Source organism: Halomonas nitroreducens (assembly GCF_003966155.1).
In the GTDB taxonomy this organism is placed as follows: Bacteria; Pseudomonadota; Gammaproteobacteria; order Pseudomonadales; family Halomonadaceae; genus Halomonas; species Halomonas nitroreducens.
This window is the reverse complement of the sequence record NZ_RXNS01000003.1, coordinates 127,071-146,169: the sequence shown is the minus strand read 5'-3', so window position 1 is coordinate 146,169 and position 19,099 is coordinate 127,071. Positions and strand designations below refer to the sequence as shown.

Genomic DNA, 19,099 nt, shown 5'->3' with positions numbered 1-19,099 from the left:
GCGGTAATAAAACTGCATTGCCTTTAATCACACCCTCGTCACAGGAGTCTTTCATGACACGCATGACGCGACAGTTCTCCCTGTGGATGCTTCTGACCCTGGCGGTCCTTGCCTGCCAGTCCGCCCTGGCTCGGGAGTTGCCGGACTTCACCGGGCTGGTCAAGGAGGCGGCCCCCGGGGTGGTCAATATCTCCACCTCCCGGGTGGTCGAGCGTCCCGGCTCGCCCTTCGGCGAGTTCGGTGGCCAGGATATCCCCGAGATCTTCCGCCACTTCTTCGGTGACCGCATGCCGGTGCCCCCGGGAGGCGGTGGACGCAGCGAGGAGCGTCAGTCGCTCGGCTCCGGCTTCATCATCGACGCTGATGGCTACATCATGACCAACGCCCATGTGGTCGACGCCGCCGACCAGATCCTGGTGCGTCTCAACGACCGTCGCGAGCTCGAGGCCGAGCTGGTGGGGGCCGACGAGAAGACCGACGTGGCGCTGCTCAAGGTCGATGCCGACGACCTGCCGACACTCGAACTGGGCGACTCCGACCGGCTCGAGGTGGGCGAGTGGGTGGCAGCCATCGGCTCGCCCTTCGGCTTCGATCACTCGGTGACCGCCGGTATCGTCAGCGCCATCAATCGTACCCTGCCGCGGGATGTCTATGTGCCCTTCATCCAGACGGACGTGGCCATCAACCCGGGTAACTCCGGCGGCCCGCTGTTCAACCTGGACGGCGAGGTGGTCGGCATCAACTCCCAGATCTTCACCCGCAGCGGTGGCTTCATGGGACTGTCGTTCGCCATTCCCATCAACGTGGCCATGGACGTCGCCGACCAGCTGCAGGCCGACGGCTCGGTGAGCCGCGGATGGCTCGGGGTGATGATCCAGCCGGTCTCCCGCGAACTGGCGGAATCCTTCGGCATGGACAATCCCCGCGGGGCGCTGATCGCCGATCTGGACCCCGAGGGCCCGGCGGCCGAGGGTGGCCTGCAGGCCGGTGACATCATCCTCGAGGTCAACGGCCAGGAGGTCGAGCGCTCGAGCACCCTGCCGCGGCTGATCGGCCGCGTCGCGCCGGGCGACGACGTGGAGCTGAGCGTGCTGCGCGACGGTGAGCTCCGGACGATCCGCCTGGCCGTGGGCGCCTGGCCCGATAAGCCCGTCCTGGCCGGCGGCAACGGTGACAATGCGGCGCCGGCCCGCCTGGGCGTGGTCGTCCAGTCCCTGGAGGAGGGCGAGCGGCGCAAGCTGGGGCTCGAGCACGGCGTGCGCGTCACCGAGCTGGCCCCCGACGGCATCGCCGCCTCCGCGGGGATCCGCCCCGGCGACATCCTGGTCAGCATCGGCCAGCGGACGGTGGAGAGCCCGGCCCAGCTCGGCGAGCTGGTCGCCGCGCTCCCCGAGGGCAGCGTGGTGCCGGTCCGGCTCTATCGTGATGGCCGTTCCTACTATGTGGCGCTGCGGCTCGCCTCCGACTGAGGCCGTCCAGGAGCGCCGCGACCCGACGGCCGAGGCCGTCGGGTCGCTGTATCTGGCCGGCGCATCTCGCTACAATGCCGCCATCTCACACGACGCCCCGGTCCGGACAGTCCATCGATCTCGGCTCCCCGGCGCGCTCATGAAACGGATTACCCTGAATGGCAGAAAGCGACAACCGTAAAGTTATCAACGGGATACGGAACTTCTCGATCATCGCCCACATCGATCACGGCAAGTCGACCCTGGCCGATCGCCTGATCCAGACCTGTGGTGGCCTCACCGAGCGCGAATTGAAGGAGCAGGTCCTCGACTCCATGGACCTCGAGCGCGAGCGCGGCATCACCATCAAGGCCCAGTCGGTGACGCTGGACTACCATGCGCAGGACGGCAACGTCTACCAGCTCAACTTCATCGACACCCCGGGGCACGTCGACTTCTCCTACGAGGTCTCCCGCTCGCTGTATGCCTGCGAGGGGGCTCTGCTGGTGGTGGACGCCGCCCAGGGCGTCGAGGCCCAGTCGGTGGCCAACTGCTACACCGCCATCGAGCAGGGCCTCGAGGTGCTGCCGGTGCTCAACAAGATGGATCTGCCCCAGGCCGACCCCGACAAGGTGGCCCACGAGGTCGAGGAAATCATTGGCCTGGACGCCACCGACGCCTGCCAGGTCTCGGCCAAGAGCGGCCTGGGCATCGATCAACTGCTCGAGCGCCTGGTGCGCGACATCCCGCCGCCCAAGGGCGACCGCGAGGCGCCGCTCCAGGCGCTGATCATCGACTCCTGGTTCGACAACTACCTGGGCGTGGTCTCGCTGGTGCGGATCTTCGACGGCACCCTGAAGAAGGGCGACAAGATCCGCATCACCTCCACCGGCCGCGACTGGCAGGCCAACGAGGTGGGTATCTTCACCCCGCAGCGCCGCCAGACCGATGTCCTGCGGGCCGGCGAGGTGGGCTTCGTGGTGGCCGGCATCAAGGACATCCACGGCGCGCCGGTGGGCGACACCATCACCCACGCCAAGACCCCTGACGTCAAGCGGTTGCCGGGCTTCCAGAAGGTCAAGCCCCAGGTCTATGCGGGCATGTTCCCGGTCAGCGCCGACGACTACGAGGACTTTCGCGACGCCCTCGAGAAGCTGGCGCTCAATGACGCCTCCCTGGACTACGAGCCGGAGAACTCCGACGCCCTGGGCTTCGGCTTCCGGGTCGGCTTCCTCGGCACCCTGCACATGGAGATCGTCCAGGAGCGGCTCGAGCGCGAGTACGACCTGGACCTGCTGACCACCGCGCCGACCGTGGTCTACGAGCTGCTGATGAAGGACGGCGAGCTGCGCTACGTCTCCAATCCCTCCAAGCTGCCGGACATGGCCGACGTGGAGGAGATGCGCGAGCCGGTGGTCCGGGCCAGTATCCTGGTGCCCCAGGACTTCGTCGGCAACGTCATCGCCGAGTGCGAGCAGCGCCGGGGGACCCAGCTCGACATGCTGTTCCTGGGCAGTCAGATCCAGCTCACCTACGAGCTGCCCATGAGCGAGGTGGTGATGGACTTCTTCGACCGCCTGAAGTCGATCTCCAAGGGCTATGCCTCCCTGGAGTACAACTTCGAGCGCTTCGAGGCGGCCAAGCTGGTCCGCCTCGACGTGCTGATCAACGGCGATCGGGTCGATGCCCTGGCCGTGATCATCCACCGTGACCATGCCCACTCCCGTGGCCGCGTGCTGGTCGAGAAGATGAAGGAACTGATCCCGCGGCAGATGTTCGATGTGGCCATCCAGGCGGCCATCGGCGGGCAGGTGGTGGCCCGTTCCACCGTCAAGGCGCTGCGCAAGAACGTCACGGCCAAGTGTTACGGCGGTGACATGACCCGCAAGAAGAAGTTGCTGGAAAAGCAGAAGGCGGGCAAGAAGCGCATGAAGCAGGTCGGCCGGGTGGAGATTCCCCAGGATGCCTTCCTCGCCGTGCTCAAGGTGAACGACTAGGGAAGGACGACGACAATGGATTTTGCACTCCTCTTGGTGGTGGCGGTCGCTGTTACCGGCGCGGTCTGGCTGCTGGATATCGTCTGGTGGCGTCCTGCCCGGCGACAGCGGCTGCTGGCCAACACCGAGGCGGGGACCACCGAAGGGCTCGATCCGGTGGCCCGGGAAAAGGCCCTCAAGGATCCCTGGCCGGTGGACTACGCGCGCTCCTTCTTCCCGGTGCTGCTGGTGGTGCTGGTGCTGCGCAGCTTCGTGGTGGAGCCCTTCCAGATTCCTTCCGGGTCCATGCGACCGACCCTGGAAGTGGGCGACTTCATCCTGGTCAACAAGTTCGCCTACGGGCTACGCCTGCCAGTGGCCAACAGCAAGGTCGTCGAGCTGGGCGAGCCCGAGCGCGGCGACGTCATGGTGTTTCGCTTCCCCAGCGAGCCGTCGGTGAACTTCATCAAGCGGGTGATCGGGCTGCCCGGCGATCATATTCGCTACGAAGACAAGCAGCTCTATGTCAACGGCGAGCCGGTGCCCAAGCGCCTGGTCGAGGCGGGCCCGCCGACCCAGCCCGACGAGTTGCTGTTGCAGGAGCAGCTGGGCGACGTCGCCCACGCTATCTACACTAACCCTCGCGACCCCGGTCCGCAGATGCGGGAACTGGTGGTGCCCGAGGGGCATTACTTCACCATGGGCGACAATCGCGACCACTCCAACGACAGCCGCTACTGGGGCTTCGTGCCGGAGGAGAACATCGTGGGCAAGGCCTTCGCCGTCTGGATGCACTGGGACGGTGGGCTGCCGAGCTTCACCAGCGTGCGTCGTATCCAATGACTGCCAGGAACGGCATCGTCTGTCATGACATAGCAGGAGCTTCGTGAGCAATTCCCTGACACTTTTCAGCCGTCGCATCGGCCATGACTTCGCGCAGCCCGATCTGCTCGAGCTGGCCATGACCCACCGCAGTTACGGCGGCCGCAACAACGAACGCCTCGAGTTCCTCGGTGACTCCATCGTCAACTTCGTCATCGCCGAGGACCTCTTCCAGCGCTTCCCCCAGGCCCGGGAGGGCCAGCTGTCGCGCCTGCGCGCCCGCCTGGTCAAGGGGCAGACCCTGGCCGAGCTGGCCCGGGAGATGGCGTTCGGCGAGTGCCTGCGCCTGGGCTCGGGCGAGATGAAGAGCGGCGGCCATCGCCGCGACTCGATCCTCGCCGACGCGGTCGAGGCGGTGATCGGCGCCATCTACCTGGACGCCGGCATGGATACCGCCCGGTCCCGGGTGCTGGCCTGGTACGCCGAACGCCTGGAGGCCATCAACCTGCAGGATACCCAGAAGGACCCCAAGACACGCCTGCAGGAGTTCCTGCAGTCGCGCCAGGTGGCGCTGCCGCGCTACGAGGTGGTCTCGGTGGAAGGGGAGGCCCATGCCCAGACCTTCACCGTCGAATGCCATGTCGAAATGCTCGAGGAACACACCCTCGGCATCGGCTCCAGTCGCCGGCATGCCGAGCAGCAGGCCGCCCAGCAGGCGCTGGCGCGGCTCGAATCCCAGGGAGCCCGCTCATGACCCAGACCTGTGGCTTCGTGGCCATCGTCGGTCGCCCCAACGTCGGCAAATCAACGCTGATGAACCGTATCCTCGGCCAGAAGATCTCCATCACCTCCCGCCGGCCGCAGACCACGCGCCACCAGGTGATGGGCATCAAGACCGAAGGCGACAGCCAGTTCATCTACGTCGACACCCCGGGTATCCATATCCTCGAGAAGGATCGCAACAAGGCCATCAACCGCTTCATGAACCAGGCGGCCACCCAGGCCCTGCGTGACGTGGACTGTGTGGTCTTCATCATCGACCGAACCCGCTGGACCCCCGAGGACCAGGTGGTGCTGGAGCGCCTCGCCAACGTCGAGGCGCCGGTGATCCTGGCGGTCAACAAGGTCGATCGCCTCAAGGACAAGGCGGAGCTGCTGCCCTGGCTGGAGTCGGTGGGCGCCCGGCGCGAGTTCGCCGCCATCGTGCCGATTGCCGCCAAGCACGGCACCAACGTGGCCGAACTCGAGGCCGAGGTCGCCAAGCACCTGCCGAAGAGCGTCCATTATTTCCCCGAGGACCAGGTCACCGACAAGAGTCAGCGCTTCCTGGCCGCCGAGCTGGTGCGCGAGAAGGTCATGCGTCAGCTCGGGGACGAGCTGCCCTACCAGATGACCGTCGAGATCGAGGAGTTCCGTGACGAGGGCCGGGTGATCCACATCAGTGCCCTGATCATGGTCGAGCGCCAGGGACAGAAGAAGATCCTGATCGGCGACAGCGGCGAGCGGATCAAGAAGATCGGCCGCGAGGCGCGGCTCGACATGGAACGGGCGCTCGGCGCCAAGGTCATGCTCAACCTCTGGGTCAAGGTCAAGCGCGGCTGGTCCGACGATGAGCGGGCCTTGAAGAGCCTGGGCTACGATCTGGACTGACAGGGTCGAGGGGCGAGGGAAAAGGAGTGAGGGGTTAGGAGTAAGGAAGCTCATGGCACCTCACACCAGCCTCACACGGTTTCCTCGCACCTCGCATCTCGAACCTCTTCCCGCTAGCCTGAAGGGCCTAACGCTCATGACGCCTCAACCGGCGTACCTGCTGCACAAGCGTCCCTACCGCGAGACCAGTGCGCTGGTCGAGCTGCTGACCCTGGACCACGGCCGGGTGAGGGCCGTGGCGCGCGGCGTGCAGCGGCCCAAGAGCCGGACGCGAGCCTCGCTGCAGCCCTTCGCTCCCCTGCATGTCACCTGGAGCGGGGGCGGCGAGCTCAAGCGCCTGAGCCTGATCGAATCCCGTGGCCCGGCGGCGATGCTGGCCGGAGAGGGCTTGCTCTGTGGCCTCTATGCCAACGAGCTGCTGACCCGGCTGTTGCCGGTGGAGCTGCCGGTGTCCGAGGTCTTCGCCTTCTATACCGCCACCCTCGAGGCCCTGCCACGCCCCGCAGCCCGGGCCGGCGTGCTGCGCCGCCTGGAGCTTTCGCTGCTCGAGGCACTGGATGCCGAGCCGCGTTTCTGCGGCCCCGACGGCCAAGCCCTGGACCCCCAGGGCCGCTATGTCTTCGAGCCGGCCTCCCGAGCCTTCGTGCCCGATGAGCGCGGCATCGATGGCCGCACCCTCAAGCTGCTCGCCGCGGGCGACTGGCGTGCGCCGGGCCTTGCCGGCCCGGCCAAGGCCGTCACCCGGGCGGCCATGGCCCCGCTGCTGGGTAGCCGCCCTCTGCGTTCCCGCGAATGGATGCACCGACTTGCCGAGCGTCGCCGGGCCGGCCAGACGTCGTAATCACCGGGCATCGGGCAAAGTCACCTGCTCACACCTCGCACCTCGCACCTCGTATCTCGGCTTGGCCGCTCGGTCGCTTACGCTTACCCTTGATGCCCTTATTCCCCGCATTCCGGACCTGGAGAGTTCCCATGTATCCCCCCCGCATCCTGCTCGGCGTCAACATCGATCATATCGCCACCCTGCGCCAGGCCCGTGGCACCCGCTATCCCGATCCCGTCCAGGCCGCCCTGCTGGCCGAGGAGGCCGGCGCCGACGGCATCACCGTGCACCTGCGCGAGGATCGCCGCCACATCCAGGAGCGCGACGTGCGCCTGCTGGCCGAGGTGCTGAACACTCGCATGAACCTCGAGATGGCGGTCACCGAGCCGATGCTGGCGCTTGCTGAAGAGATTCATCCGGCCCATGTCTGCCTGGTGCCCGAGAAACGCGAGGAGCTGACCACCGAAGGGGGGCTGGACGTGGCCGGGGGATATGACGTCGTCGCCTCGGCCTGTCATCGGCTGGCCGAGGCGGGTTGCGAGGTCTCGCTGTTCATCGACCCCGAGCCCAGCCAGATCGAGGCGGCGGCCCGGGCCGGCGCGCCGGTGATCGAGCTGCATACCGGGGCCTATGCCGAAGCGTGTGGCGCCGAGGCTGCCCGGGAGCATGCGCGACTGGTGGCGGCGGCAGAGATGGCCGGCGAGCTGGGCCTGACCGTCAATGCCGGTCATGGCCTGCACTATCATAATGTCGAGGCCATCGCCGCGATTCCCGGGCTGCACGAGCTCAACATCGGCCATGCGATCATCGCCCGGGCGCTGTTCGTCGGCCTCAAGGAGGCGGTGGCCGAGATGAAGCGCCTGGCGATCGCCGGCCAGGAGGCCGGTCTGCTGGCAGCGCTCGACGAGCATGACCACGCGCACGACGACGAGGGTGATTGCTGCGGATGATCATCGGGGTGGGGACCGACATCGCCCGGGTGGCACGCTTCGAGCGCGCCATGGGGCGCCATGGCGAGCGCTTCGCCCATCGCTTGCTCGGTGACGACGAGCTGGCCCTGTTCCAGGCGCGGGGCCGGCCGGTGGCCTACCTGGCCAAGCGATTCGCCGCCAAGGAGGCCTTCGTCAAGGCGCTGGGTACCGGCCTGCGGCGCGGCATGCGCTGGACCGAGATCCAGGTGGTCAACGATGCCATGGGCCGCCCCTCCCTGCTGCTGTCCGGCCAGGCCCATGACCTGGCCGAGGCGGCCGGCGTCAAGGCCCTTCATCTCTCGCTGTCGGACGAGGAGGCGTTCGCCGTGGCCTTCGTGGTGCTGGAGGGCTGAGCCGCCTGCCAGGTTCTCAGGCCAGCCATGGCGGCATAGAGATCCGGCAGCAGCGGGCTGACCGCATCGAGGCCCCGGGAACGCAGGCGGGTCTCCAGGGTCTCTGCCAGCAGCCCCAGGCGGGGTACCCCGCAATAGCGGCAGGCGCCGTTGAGCGCATGCAGGGCATCGAGCAGCGCCTCTGCGTCGCGATGCCCGCTGGCCTGGCGGATAGCGGCCTCGCTGTCGTCCAGGGAGGCGATCAGCTGGCCCAGCAACTGGCGCGCGAGCGCCTCGCGTCCGCCGGCCAGCTGGGTGCCGAGGGCCAGGTCCACTTCTGCCAGTTCCGCGTCGTTGCCGGCCGGTTCGCTAGCGGCAGCCGGCGCCTCCTCCATCGCCAACCCCACGCCCAGGTGCTGGCGCAACAGGCTCGACAGCTCGGTGACATCCAGGGGTTTCTCCAGGACGCCATCCAGTCCGCTCTCGAGCAGCTCGAGGCGCTGTTCGCTCTGGATATGGGCGGTAACCGCGATGATCGGCAGCCTGCGCCAGTGGCCACCCAGGGCGCGTAGCGCTCGGGTCGTCTCGACCCCATCCATGCCCTGCATGCGGATGTCCATCAGCACCACATCGAAGGGCGTCTCCTGCGCCATCGCCAGGGCCTCCTCGCCGCTGGCGGCGAGGGTCACCTCGAGGGCCGGGCCCTGGACGAGCTCCTTCAGCAGCAGCCGGTTGGACTCGGTGTCATCGACCACCATCAGCCGCAGCCGGGTGCTCGCCGGCCGGGCGGGGCGAAGGACCGCACCCTCCTGCCGGGCACCGTCGAGGGTGCGTCTCACCGCTGCGACCATGCCCTTGCGGGAGAGCGGCTTGCCGAGGACTTCGCCGCCATGGGGCAGCGGCAGGTCGGGCAGGTCCGGCGGACTGGCATTGACCAGCAGCAGGGTCGGGCAGCCCAGGGCGTCGAGCCGTTGCTGCCAGCGCGACAGGCCCGCCGGATCGAGGTCCTCGGCGGCCAGGCCGATCACGGCCAGGGCCGGGGTAGCCCCCGGGCGTCCCGTCAGACCGCTGACACGGGCGCCCCAGCGGGTCATCAGATGCTGCAGCGCACGCCGGGTGGGCAGGTGCGGCTCGTCGAGAACGACCAGGGTGTCGTCCAGGTGCATTTCCGGGGGGCGTACCGCCTCGGCCTGGCAGGCCAGGGGCAGGGTAAAGGCGAAGGTCGAACCCTCCCCGGGGGTGCTGTCGACGCTGATCTCGCCGCCCATCTGCTCGACCAGCTGGCGACTGATGGTCAGGCCCAGCCCGGTGCCCCCGAACTCCCGCTGGTGGCTGGCGTCGGCCTGGTGGAAGGCCTGGAACAGGCGGCGCTGCGCCTCCTCGGACAGGCCGATGCCCGTATCGGTGACCAGTACGCGCAGCATCACGTGCCCCGGCGCCTGCTGTTCCACCATCACCCTGACGATGACCTCGCCCGCGTCGGTGAACTTGACGGCATTGCCCACCAGGTTGGTCAGCACTTGGCGGATGCGCAGCGGGTCGCCGCTGAGCGCCTCCGGGACGTCGTCATAGACCAGGCCGAGCAGCTGGATATCCTTCTGCTGGGCCTGGGGGGCTTGCAGGCCGAGGACTTCGTCGACCAGTGCCAGCATGTCCAGGGCCGTATGCTCGAGCTCGAGGCAGCCGGCCTCGATCTTCGAGAAGTCGAGCACGTCGTTGACCAGCATCAGCAGGTTGTCGCAGGCCCGCTGCACATGGTCGAGCCACTCGCGTTGGCGAGGTGCCAGCTCCGTGCGGTGCAGCAGCCGGCAGAAACCAATGATGCCATTGAGCGGCGTGCGAATCTCGTGGCTCATGTTGGCCAGGAACTCCGACTTGGCGCGGTTGGCCTCCAGGGCCCGGCGGTGGGCCAGGTCCAGCTCGATGTTCTGGACCTCGATGGTTTCCATGGATTCCTGCAGCTCGCCGGTGGCCTGCTCGATCTGGATCTGCAGGTCGTCCCGGGCCGACGCCAAGTGCTCGTTGAGGTCGTTGAGGCGCCGGGCCAGCCTGGCCATCTCGGCCTCGGACGGGACCGGCAGGGGAGCCGGGGAGTGTCCGGCCATCAACTGCTCGAGGGTCTGGCTGGCCTCGTCGAGGGGCTGGGCCACGCGGCGGGTGGTGGAATAGGCCACCAGGAACAGCAGAAGGCCGGCCATCAGCAGCACCAGGCCACCGGTGGCGAGCTGGCGGTAGTAGGCCAGCGGGAGGGCGGAGGCGTCGATGTCCAGCAGCAGCCGAGCCCCCGGCGTGCCCGGCAGGGGTACGGCCAGCAGCCACTGGCGACCCTGGGTGGCCAGCCCGAGGCCCTGCGTGGCCTCGGGCGCCGCGTCAAGGGGGCGCAGGCGCCCGAGTTCCAGGCGCCGTGTCCCCTCGGCGTCTTGCACGCCGAGGGCGCGCACCTCCTCGAGATCGAGCAGCCGGCCGGCGGTGGCCTCGAGGGCCTGTCGGTCGCCGTCGGCCAGGGCCTCGCCCAGGGTCGGGGCCAGCAGCTCCGCCGCCCGGGTCAGGTGATCGCGCATCATCTGGTGATGGCGGCGGTCCTCCAGCTCGATCACCACGGCCGCCGCCAGGGTCAGCAGGAACAGCGGCAGGGCGAGGGTGGCCAGCATCAGGCGGGTCTTGAGTGACATCGGCGAGGCTCGTCGGGTGGCGGCGTGTCGGAGCCAGTATGCCACAGCCGAGGGGCATGCCTGTCCAGTGCGGTCGGCCAAGGATATAATGGCGAAAAGACGTTTCCACTAGGACGGTTGCATGCATTTCCCCACCCTGGAGGAAACCATCGGCCACACGCCGCTGGTTCGCCTCAAGCGTATCACCGCCGGGCGCAACAACACCCTGCTGGCCAAGCTCGAGGGCCACAACCCGGCCGGTTCGGTGAAGGACCGCCCGGCGCTGTCCATGCTCCAGGAGGCCGAACGCCGTGGCAGCATCGCCCCGGGGGACACCCTCATCGAGGCCACGTCCGGCAACACCGGCATCGCCCTGGCCATGGCGGCTGCCATCAAGGGCTATCAGATGGTGTTGATCATGCCCGAGAGCGCCTCCGACGAACGCAAGCAGGCCATGGCCGCCTATGGCGCGGAGCTCATCGGCGTCAGCAAGGAAGGGGGCATGGAGGCCGCACGGGACCTGGCCGAAACCATGATTGCCCGGGGCCAGGGCAAGCCACTCGACCAGTTCGCCAACCCCGACAACCCCCTGGCCCATTACCGGGGCACGGGACCCGAGCTGTGGGAGCAGACGGGCGGGACCATCACCCACTTCGTCAGCTCGATGGGCACCACCGGCACCATCATGGGGGTCTCCCGCTATCTCAAGGAGCGCGACCCCGAGGTGCAGATCATCGGCCTGCAGCCCGAGGATGGTGCCAGCATCGCCGGGATCCGCCGTTGGCCCGAGGCCTACCTGCCGCGCATCTTCGAGCCGGACCGGGTCGACCGGGTGCTGGATATCGGCCAGCAGGAGGCCGAGGTCCATATGCGGCGCCTGGCCCGGGAGGAGGGCATCCTCGCCGGGGTCTCGTCGGGCGGTGCCCTGGCGGGCGCGCTGCGTGTGGCCGAGGAAGTCGAGAACGCGGTGATCGCCTTCATCGTCTGCGATCGCGGCGACCGCTACCTGTCCACCGGCCTGTTTGCTCCGGAGTCCTGAGGTGGCGGCGCTCGGCAAGCGACGCCCCCCCCGGCCCCGCACCGGCGTGTCCGGTCTCCAGGAGCGGCGGCGCGAGGCGCCCGTGTCGCCTCCGGACAACGGCGAGGGGGCGATCCTGACCATCCAGGGCCTCGCCCATGACGGCCGCGGGGTGGCGCGCACCGCGGCCGGCAAGACCGTGTTCGTCGAGGGCGCGCTGCCCGGGGAGCGGGTCGAGTTCGCGGTGCATCGCACCCGGCAGCGCTATGACGAGGCTCATGTACGCACCCTGGTCGAGGCCTCGCCGGAGCGGGTCTCGCCGCCCTGCGCCCATTTCGCCCAGTGCGGCGGCTGTGACCTCCAGCACCTGAGTCTCGACGGCCAGCGGCGCCACAAGCAGGCGGTGCTGTGTGAGCAGCTGGCGCGGCAGGGTATCGCCCCGGCGGGGACGCCCGAACTGCTCGCTGATGCCGGGGAGGGCTATCGGCGCCGTGCCCGGCTCGGCGTCAAGGTCGATGCCGACGGCGGTGTCCATCTGGGGTTCCGGGCCCGGCACAGCCACCGGCTGGTGGATATCGCGGCCTGCCCGGTGCTGGTGCCGTCGCTGTCGGCCCTGCTGGTTCCGCTGCGCCGCCTCGTCGAGGGGCTCCAGGCCCCGCGCCAGGTGGGACACCTGGAGCTTTCGGCCAGCGATGCAGGCGTGACCCTGGTGGTGCGCCAACTGCGCGACAATCCAGCCGATACCGCCCGCTGGCGGTCCTTCGCCGAGGCTCGCGGCCTGCACCTGGCGCGCTGGATCGGGCGCGAGGCGCCGGCGCTCGAGTGGCTGACCCCGCACCCGGCGCTCTCCAGTCGCTTGCAGGTCGCGTCGCAAGAGATCACCCTGTCCTTCTCCCCCGGGGACTTCCTGCAGGCCAACGAGGCCGTCAACCAGCGCATGGTGGCTACCGCCCTGGCCTGGCTGTCGCCGCTCGCCGCCGGGGAGCGGGTCCTGGACCTGTTCGCCGGGGTCGGCAACTTCAGCCTGCCGCTGGCCGCGCAGGGGGCGCGAGTGCGGGCCGTGGAGGGCAGCCCGGCCATGGTCGAGCGTCTTGCCGAGAATGCCCGGTGCAACGGCCTGGTGGTAGAGGCCCGCCAGGCGGACCTCAACGACATCGTTGCCTGCCGGTCGCTGCTCGAGGCTGCCGTCCCCGGGACGGTCGTCCTCGACCCGCCCCGGGACGGTGCGGAGTCGGTCTGCCGCCTGCTGGCAGAACATGCGGTGCCCCGGGTGCTCTACATCTCCTGCGATCCGGCCACCCTGGCTCGGGATGCGGTGCATCTCGTACAGGCCGGCTATGTCGTCAGCCGGTGGGCGGTGGCCGACATGTTCGCCCATACCGCCCACCTGGAATCCATGCTGCTGCTCGAGAGTCCCCACGCCGGGCAGTCGCGCCAAGGAGCGTCAACCGATGGTTAAAGTGCGGGAAGACCAGCCGCTGGCCGAGGATGGCCGGGTCGACATCGAGCTGTGGGTCGAGCGCCTGCGGGAAGACGTCAAGCTGCCCGCGCCGGACGAGATGCGCACCGCCTGTGAGCTGGCCCAGCGCCTGGAGCGGGAGTCCGACAGGCCCCACAAGGCCTGGCTCAAGGACGGCTCGAGCTTTCGCATGGGCCTGGAGATGGCGGACATCCTCGGCGAACTGCGCCTCGATCAGCCGGCCCTCGAGGCCGCCGTGCTGTATCGCGCGGTCCGCGAGGGGCTGATCGACCTGCAGGAAGTCGGCAAGCGCTTCGGTGCGGAAGTCGCCGGCCTGATCGACGGGGTGCTGCAGATGGCCGCCATCAGCACCTCCCAGACGCCGAGCCAGGGCCTGATCCAGCACGACCAGCAGGACAACCTGCGCAAGATGCTGGTCAACATGATCGACGACGTGCGCGTGGCCCTGATAAAGATCGCCGAGCGGACCTGTGCGTTGCGCCAGGTCCGCGACGCCCCCCGCGAGAAGCGCCTCCAGGTGGCCCGCGAGGTGTTCGACATCTATGCACCGCTGGCCCACCGGCTGGGCATCGGCCACCTCAAGTGGGAGCTGGAGGACCTGTCCTTCCGCTATCTCCACGAGGACGACTACAAGGCCATCGCGCGCCAGCTGGCCGAGAAGCGTCTCGACCGCGACCGCTACATCCACGACGTGGTGGATACCCTGAAGTCGCTGATGGACGCCCAGGGCATCCATCGCTACCAGGTGGATGGCCGGGCCAAGCACATCTATTCGATCTGGCGGAAGATGAAGCGCAAGCGCATCGACTTCTCCCAGGTCCACGATATCCGGGCAGTGCGTATCCTGGTCCCGGAAGTCAGCGACTGCTATACGGTGCTCGGCCTCGTGCATTCCCGCTGGCATCACGTGCCCAACGAGTTCGACGACTACATCGCCAACCCCAAGAAGAATGGCTACCAGTCGCTGCACACCGCGGTCTTCGGCCCGGAGAGCAAGGTGCTGGAGATCCAGATCCGCACCTTCGCCATGCACGAGGAGGCCGAGCTCGGGGTCTGTGCCCACTGGCGCTACAAGGGACATGACACCAGTGCCCGCAGCGCCAGCTACGAGGAAAAGATCGCCTGGCTGCGGCAGGTGCTGGAATGGCAGGAAGAGGTCGGCGACTTTGGCAACATCCGCGAAGGGCTGTCCAGCGACGTGGCCCCCGACCGCATCTACGTGTTCACCCCGGACGGTCATGTCATCGATCTGCCGCGGGTGGCCACGCCCATCGACTTCGCCTATCGGGTGCACACCGAGGTGGGCCACCGCTGCCGCGGTGCCAAGGTCAATGGTCGCATCGTGCCGTTGACCTATCGCCTCAAGACCGGGCAGCAGGTGGAGATCCTCACCGCCAGCAAGGGGGGGCCCAGCCGCGACTGGCTCAACCCGAGTCTCGGCTACGTCTGCACCTCGCGAGCCCGGGCCAAGATCCAGGCCTGGTTCAAGCACCAGGCCCGGGATCGCAACCTCGAGGAGGGGCGAGCCCTGTTCGAGCGCGAGATGAAGCGCCTCGATGTCGAGGACATGGACCTCACCCGGCTCGCCAACAAGGTCAACTACACCAGCCCCGATGACATGTATGCGGCGCTCGGGGCCGGCGATCTGCGCATTGGCCAGGTGCTGCACCAGGCCCAGCAGCTGTTCGGCGAAACCGACGACCAGGAGCAGCTCGACAAGCTGCTGGCCAAGCCGCGCAGGGCCCCCGACAAGGGCGGCAGCGGCGACATCACCGTGCTCGGGGTCGGCAACCTCAAGACCAGCATGGCCAACTGCTGCCATCCGGTGCCCGGTGAGGCCATCGTCGGCTTCATCACCCAGGGGCGCGGTGTCACCGTGCACCGTGAGGATTGCCCCAATATCCTGCAGCTGCGCCTCGACGAGCCCCAGCGGGTCATCGAGGTGGAGTGGGGGGAGCGGGCCCGCACCCAGTACCCGGTGGATATCGAGATCCAGGCCTGGGACCGCTCGGGCCTGCTGCGCGATGTCACCGGCGTGCTCAGCCACGAGCGGGTCAACGTGCTGTCGGTGAACACCCTGACCGATACCGACGACGGCATCGCCCGCATGGCGATCACCCTCGAGGTGGATGGCCTGGAAAGCCTGGGGCGGCTGTTCTCGCGCATCCAGCAGCTACCCAACGTGATCGAGGTGCGTCGCCTGCGGGCCGGCGCCAAGGGCAAGAAGAAGCGCGGGAGCAAGCGGGCATGAATGAGCGACAATACGGCCTCGATGACCTGCTGACCCTGATGGCGGTGCTGCGTGATCCCGATCAGGGCTGTCCCTGGGACGTCAAGCAGGACTGGGACACGATCGTCCCGCATACTCTGGAGGAGGCCTACGAGGTGGCGGACGCCATCGAGCGGCGGGCCTATGACGAGCTCCCCGGCGAGCTCGGCGACCTGCTCTTCCAGGTGGTCTACTACAGCCAGTTCGCCGCCGAGGAGCGGCGCTTCGACTTCCATGACGTGGTGCACACCCTCACCGCCAAGATGCTGCACCGCCACCCCCATGTCTTTCCCGATGGCACCCTGGCCTCGCGACGCCAGGGCGTGAGCGCCACCCAGGTCGAGACCCGCCAGGTGCATTCCCGCTGGGAGGCGCTCAAGGCCGAGGAGCGCGACGCGCGAGCGGCCCGCGCGGTCCACGACAGCCCCGCGGCCTCGGTGCTGGATGACGTTCCGCGCACCCTGCCGGCCCTGTCCCGCGCCGCCAAGCTGTCCAAGCGGGCCGCCCGGGTGGGCTTCGACTGGCCCGACAGCCGCGGCGTCATCGCCAAGCTGCGCGAGGAGCTCGACGAGGTCGAGGCGGCGTTGGCCGAGGGTGACCAGGAGCATGCCGCCGAGGAGGTCGGGGACCTGCTGTTCGCCACCGTCAACCTGGCCCGCACTCTCGGCGCCGACCCCGAGCGCTGCCTGCGCGCCACCAACGGCAAGTTCGAGCGTCGCTTCCGTCACGTGGAAGCCGCCCTGGCCGCGGAGGATACCCCCCTGGCCGAGGCCGGACTCGCGCGCATGGAACACCACTGGCAGGCGGCCAAGCGTCAGGAATCCACATCCACAACAAGCACGGAAGGAGAATCCCGGCCATGAGTCACGACCTGCACGAGTCACTCCGCGACAACGTCCGCATCCTGGGTGACAGCCTGGGACGCACCATCGCCGATGACCTGGGCGAGGGGTTTGTCGACCGCATCGAGACCATCCGCGGGATTGCCAAGCGCGGTCGTCAGGGCGAGGCCGACAGTCGTCGCCAGCTGATCGAGTACCTGCGCGGGCTGCCCGACAGCGACCTGTTGCCGGTGACTCGGGCCTTCAACCAGTTCCTCAACCTGGCCAATATCGCCGAGCAGCACTATCGGGCCCGCTTCCGCCGGGTCGAGGACTACAAGCCCGGGGCCCAGCCGGTGCTCGGGGAATTGCTGACGCGTGCCCAGCGCGAGGGCCATACACCGCGCCAGCTGGTCGAGGCGCTGGCCAACATGCGGGTCGAGCTGGTGCTGACGGCGCATCCCACCGAGGTCATACGCCGCACCCTGATCCAGAAGTACGACGCCATCGATGACTGCCTGACCGCCATCGAGTCTTCCACCGACTACCCCGAGCGCGGTGCCCGGGCCCAGGGGCGCCTCGAGGAACTGATCAGCCAGGCCTGGCACACCGACGAGATTCGCCATGAGCGTCCGACGCCGGTGGACGAGGCCAAGTGGGGCTTCGCGGTGATCGAGAACTCGTTGTGGCAGGCGGTGCCCGATTTCCATCGCGACCTGGACAACCTGTTGCTGGAGACCGCCGGTGAGCGGCTGCCACTGGATGCCGCCCCGTTGCGTTTCGCCTCCTGGATGGGCGGGGACCGTGACGGCAACCCCAATGTCACCGCCAAGGTGACTCGGGAGGTGTTGTTGCTGGGCCGCTGGATGGCCGCGGATCTCTATCACCGGGATCTCGAGCAGCTCAAGACCGAGCTGTCGATGTGGAAGGCCAACAGCGCCCTCAAGGCGGAGGTGGGGGATGTCGCCGAACCCTACCGGGAGCTGCTCAAGCGGCTGCTGGTCAAGGTCGAGGCCACCCGGGACTGGGCCAAGGCCCAGCTCGACGGCAAGAGCTTCGATGGCGGCCCGATCATCGAGACCCGCGACCAGCTCTATGCGCCCCTGCTGGCCTGCTACCGCTCGTTGTGCGACGCGGGCCTCGACACCATTGCCAATGGCGTGCTGCTCGACACCCTGCGTCGGGTGGCGGTGTTCGGCGTCACCCTGACCAAGCTGGACCTTCGCCAGGAGGCCAGTCGTCATGAGCAGGCCCTGGAAGAGCTCACCGAGGGGCTCGGCCTCGGCCATTATCGTGACTGGAGCGAGGAGCAACGTCAGGCCTTCCTGCTCGACGAACTCGGCTCGCGGCGCCCGCTGATTCCGCGCCGCTGGGAATGCTCGGCGGAGACCCGCGAGGTCCTGGATACCTTCCGGGTCATCGCCTCCGAACATGCCGAGGCGCTCGGCACCTATATCATCTCGATGGCTGCCCAGCCCTCCGACGTGCTGGCCGTGGCGCTGCTGATGAAGGAGGTCGGCGGCAACGTCAGCCTGCCCATCGCCCCGCTGTTCGAGACCCTGGACGATCTCAACCGTGCCGGCGACGTCATCGACCGCCTGCTGGCGCTGCCCGGCTATCGCGCCCTGGCCGGCGACCGCCAGGAGGTGATGATCGGCTACTCGGACTCCGCCAAGGATGCCGGCCAGCTGGCCGCGGCCTGGGCGCAGTACCGGGCGCAGGAAGCGCTGGTCGAGGTATGCCGGCAGCATGGCGCCGACCTGACACTGTTCCACGGACGGGGGGGCACCGTGGGCCGTGGCGGGGGCCCGGCCCACGCGGCCATCCTGTCCCAGCCACCGGGCTCGGTGAACGGCAGCCTGCGGGTGACCGAGCAGGGGGAGATGATCCGTTTCAAGTTCGGCCAGCCCGAGATCGCCCTGCGTTCCATGGAGATCTATGCCTGTGCGGTACTCGAGGCCTCGCTGCTGCCGCCGCCGACCCCCGAGCCGGCCTGGCGGGAGGAGATGGATCGGCTGGCCGGGATCGCCCACACTGCCTATGTGGGCGTGGTGCGCGAGGATCCCGATTTCGTGCCCTACTTCCGCTCGGTGACCCCGGAAGGGGCGCTGGGGCGCCTGCCCCTGGGGTCCCGGCCGGCCAAGCGGCGCCAGGACGGTGGCGTGGAGACCCTGCGCGCCATCCCCTGGATCTTCGCCTGGACCCAGACCCGCCTGATGCTGCCGGCCTGGCTGGGCAGTGGCGAGGCCTTCGCCACGCGGCTGGAGGAAGAGGGCGGCCTCGAAGTACTGCGCGAGATGCGCGACCGCTGGCCCTTTTTCGGCACCTATCTGGACATGCTGGAAATGCTGCTGGCCAAGGCCGACGTGGGTATCGCCACCTACTACGAGAACCGCCTGGTGGACGAGCCGGCCCTCGAGGCCCTGGGGGCCCGCCTGAGGGAGCGCTTCGGTCGATTGCACGAGGTGGTGCTGCAGATCCTCGACCAGCAGGAGTTGCTCGAGAGCACGCCGCTGATCCGGCAGGCGGTGGAGGTGCGCAATCCCTATATCGATCCCCTGCACGGTCTCCAGGCGGAGCTGCTGCAGCGTAACCGCGATGCCGACGGGGCGATCAGCGCCGATCTGTCCCGGGCTCTGATGGTGACCATGGCAGGCATCGCCGCCGGCCTGCGCAATACCGGCTAGGCCCGGGCTTCGCCCGGGAGCTTGAAGCTGTAAGAGCGCCGCTTCGCGCCTGGAAGCTGGAAAAAACACCGCCTCCGTGGCCTTGCCACGGAGGCGGGTTCATTTGAGCTGCCTTCCAGCTTCCAGCTTCCAGCTTCCAGCTTCCAGCTTA

The 19,099-nt window shown here is 68.3% G+C and carries 14 protein-coding genes; 13 read left to right on the top strand and 1 reads right to left on the bottom strand.

Features of this window, described 5'->3' with window-relative positions; all coding sequences use genetic code 11:
* The first annotated feature begins 53 nt into the window (after positions 1-53).
* The 8 genes from EKG36_RS04380 (at position 54) to acpS (ending at position 8,043) form a co-directional block, all read left to right on the top strand.
* Positions 54-1,469: a DegQ family serine endoprotease gene (locus tag EKG36_RS04380; RefSeq protein ID WP_126481411.1), complete on the top strand. Its 1,416-nt coding sequence runs from the start codon at positions 54-56 to the stop codon at positions 1,467-1,469.
* A 158-nt stretch (positions 1,470-1,627) separates the two neighbouring features.
* Positions 1,628-3,445, top strand: a complete 1,818-nt coding sequence (gene lepA / locus EKG36_RS04375) for a translation elongation factor 4 (protein WP_126481409.1) — start codon at positions 1,628-1,630, stop codon at positions 3,443-3,445.
* 15 nt (positions 3,446-3,460) lie between these two features.
* Positions 3,461-4,267: a signal peptidase I gene (lepB, locus tag EKG36_RS04370; protein WP_126481407.1), complete on the top strand. Its 807-nt coding sequence runs from the start codon at positions 3,461-3,463 to the stop codon at positions 4,265-4,267.
* Between the two features lie 43 nt (positions 4,268-4,310).
* The gene (gene rnc, locus EKG36_RS04365; protein WP_126481405.1) at positions 4,311-5,000 is read left to right on the top strand and encodes a ribonuclease III; all 690 of its coding nucleotides are present in this window, start codon (positions 4,311-4,313) and stop codon (positions 4,998-5,000) included.
* Positions 4,997-5,896, top strand: a complete 900-nt coding sequence (era, locus tag EKG36_RS04360) for a GTPase Era (RefSeq protein ID WP_126481403.1) — start codon at positions 4,997-4,999, stop codon at positions 5,894-5,896. Before rnc ends, era begins: the two co-directional genes overlap by 4 nt.
* A gap of 136 nt (positions 5,897-6,032) precedes the next feature.
* Positions 6,033-6,737, top strand: a complete 705-nt coding sequence (gene recO, locus EKG36_RS04355; RefSeq protein WP_126481401.1) for a DNA repair protein RecO — start codon at positions 6,033-6,035, stop codon at positions 6,735-6,737.
* A 131-nt stretch (positions 6,738-6,868) separates the two neighbouring features.
* Complete coding sequence (gene pdxJ, locus EKG36_RS04350; RefSeq protein WP_126481399.1) at positions 6,869-7,669, top strand: pyridoxine 5'-phosphate synthase; 801 nt, start codon at positions 6,869-6,871, stop codon at positions 7,667-7,669.
* The gene (gene acpS, locus EKG36_RS04345) at positions 7,666-8,043 is read left to right on the top strand and encodes a holo-ACP synthase (protein WP_126481674.1); all 378 of its coding nucleotides are present in this window, start codon (positions 7,666-7,668) and stop codon (positions 8,041-8,043) included. The genes pdxJ and acpS overlap by 4 nt, the downstream gene beginning before the upstream one ends.
* Here the strand turns inward: acpS and EKG36_RS04340 are convergent.
* The gene (locus tag EKG36_RS04340; RefSeq protein ID WP_126481397.1) at positions 7,983-10,694 is read right to left on the bottom strand and encodes an ATP-binding protein; all 2,712 of its coding nucleotides are present in this window, start codon (positions 10,692-10,694) and stop codon (positions 7,983-7,985) included. The two genes, acpS and EKG36_RS04340, sit on opposite strands and share 61 nt — an antisense overlap.
* Before the next feature lie 121 nt (positions 10,695-10,815).
* On the opposite strand from EKG36_RS04340, the gene cysM reads away from it, so the two are divergent.
* From cysM to ppc, 5 genes are read left to right on the top strand one after another with little or no spacing between them, the layout of a single operon-like run.
* A complete protein-coding gene (gene cysM / locus EKG36_RS04335; protein WP_126481395.1) occupies positions 10,816-11,712 on the top strand; it encodes a cysteine synthase CysM in 897 nt (298 codons plus the stop codon).
* Between the two features lies 1 nt (position 11,713).
* Positions 11,714-13,150, top strand: coding sequence for a TRAM domain-containing protein (locus EKG36_RS04330; protein WP_126481393.1), 1,437 nt, complete (start codon positions 11,714-11,716; stop codon positions 13,148-13,150).
* Positions 13,143-15,422: a GTP diphosphokinase gene (relA, locus tag EKG36_RS04325; RefSeq protein WP_126481391.1), complete on the top strand. Its 2,280-nt coding sequence runs from the start codon at positions 13,143-13,145 to the stop codon at positions 15,420-15,422. Before EKG36_RS04330 ends, relA begins: the two co-directional genes overlap by 8 nt.
* On the top strand, positions 15,419-16,303 hold the full coding sequence (mazG, locus tag EKG36_RS04320; RefSeq protein WP_126481389.1) for a nucleoside triphosphate pyrophosphohydrolase: 885 nt from the start codon (positions 15,419-15,421) through the stop codon (positions 16,301-16,303). Before relA ends, mazG begins: the two co-directional genes overlap by 4 nt.
* On the top strand, positions 16,300-18,948 hold the full coding sequence (gene ppc, locus EKG36_RS04315) for a phosphoenolpyruvate carboxylase (protein WP_126481387.1): 2,649 nt from the start codon (positions 16,300-16,302) through the stop codon (positions 18,946-18,948). Before mazG ends, ppc begins: the two co-directional genes overlap by 4 nt.
* Positions 18,949-19,099 lie beyond the last annotated feature (151 nt).

Excerpts from the sequence above, each read along its gene's own strand:
- EKG36_RS04380 (WP_126481411.1), top strand. The coding sequence starts at position 54 with ATGACACGCATGACGCGACAGTTCTCCCTGTGGATGCTTCTGACCCTG.
- lepA (WP_126481409.1), top strand. The coding sequence starts at position 1,628 with ATGGCAGAAAGCGACAACCGTAAAGTTATCAACGGGATACGGAACTTC.
- lepB (WP_126481407.1), top strand. The coding sequence starts at position 3,461 with ATGGATTTTGCACTCCTCTTGGTGGTGGCGGTCGCTGTTACCGGCGCG.
- era (WP_126481403.1), top strand. The coding sequence starts at position 4,997 with ATGACCCAGACCTGTGGCTTCGTGGCCATCGTCGGTCGCCCCAACGTC.
- recO (WP_126481401.1), top strand. The coding sequence starts at position 6,033 with ATGACGCCTCAACCGGCGTACCTGCTGCACAAGCGTCCCTACCGCGAG.
- pdxJ (WP_126481399.1), top strand. The coding sequence starts at position 6,869 with ATGTATCCCCCCCGCATCCTGCTCGGCGTCAACATCGATCATATCGCC.
- acpS (WP_126481674.1), top strand. The coding sequence starts at position 7,666 with ATGATCATCGGGGTGGGGACCGACATCGCCCGGGTGGCACGCTTCGAG.
- EKG36_RS04340 (WP_126481397.1), bottom strand. The coding sequence starts at position 10,694 with ATGTCACTCAAGACCCGCCTGATGCTGGCCACCCTCGCCCTGCCGCTG.
- cysM (WP_126481395.1), top strand. The coding sequence starts at position 10,816 with ATGCATTTCCCCACCCTGGAGGAAACCATCGGCCACACGCCGCTGGTT.
- relA (WP_126481391.1), top strand. The coding sequence starts at position 13,143 with ATGGTTAAAGTGCGGGAAGACCAGCCGCTGGCCGAGGATGGCCGGGTC.
- mazG (WP_126481389.1), top strand. The coding sequence starts at position 15,419 with ATGAATGAGCGACAATACGGCCTCGATGACCTGCTGACCCTGATGGCG.
- ppc (WP_126481387.1), top strand. The coding sequence starts at position 16,300 with ATGAGTCACGACCTGCACGAGTCACTCCGCGACAACGTCCGCATCCTG.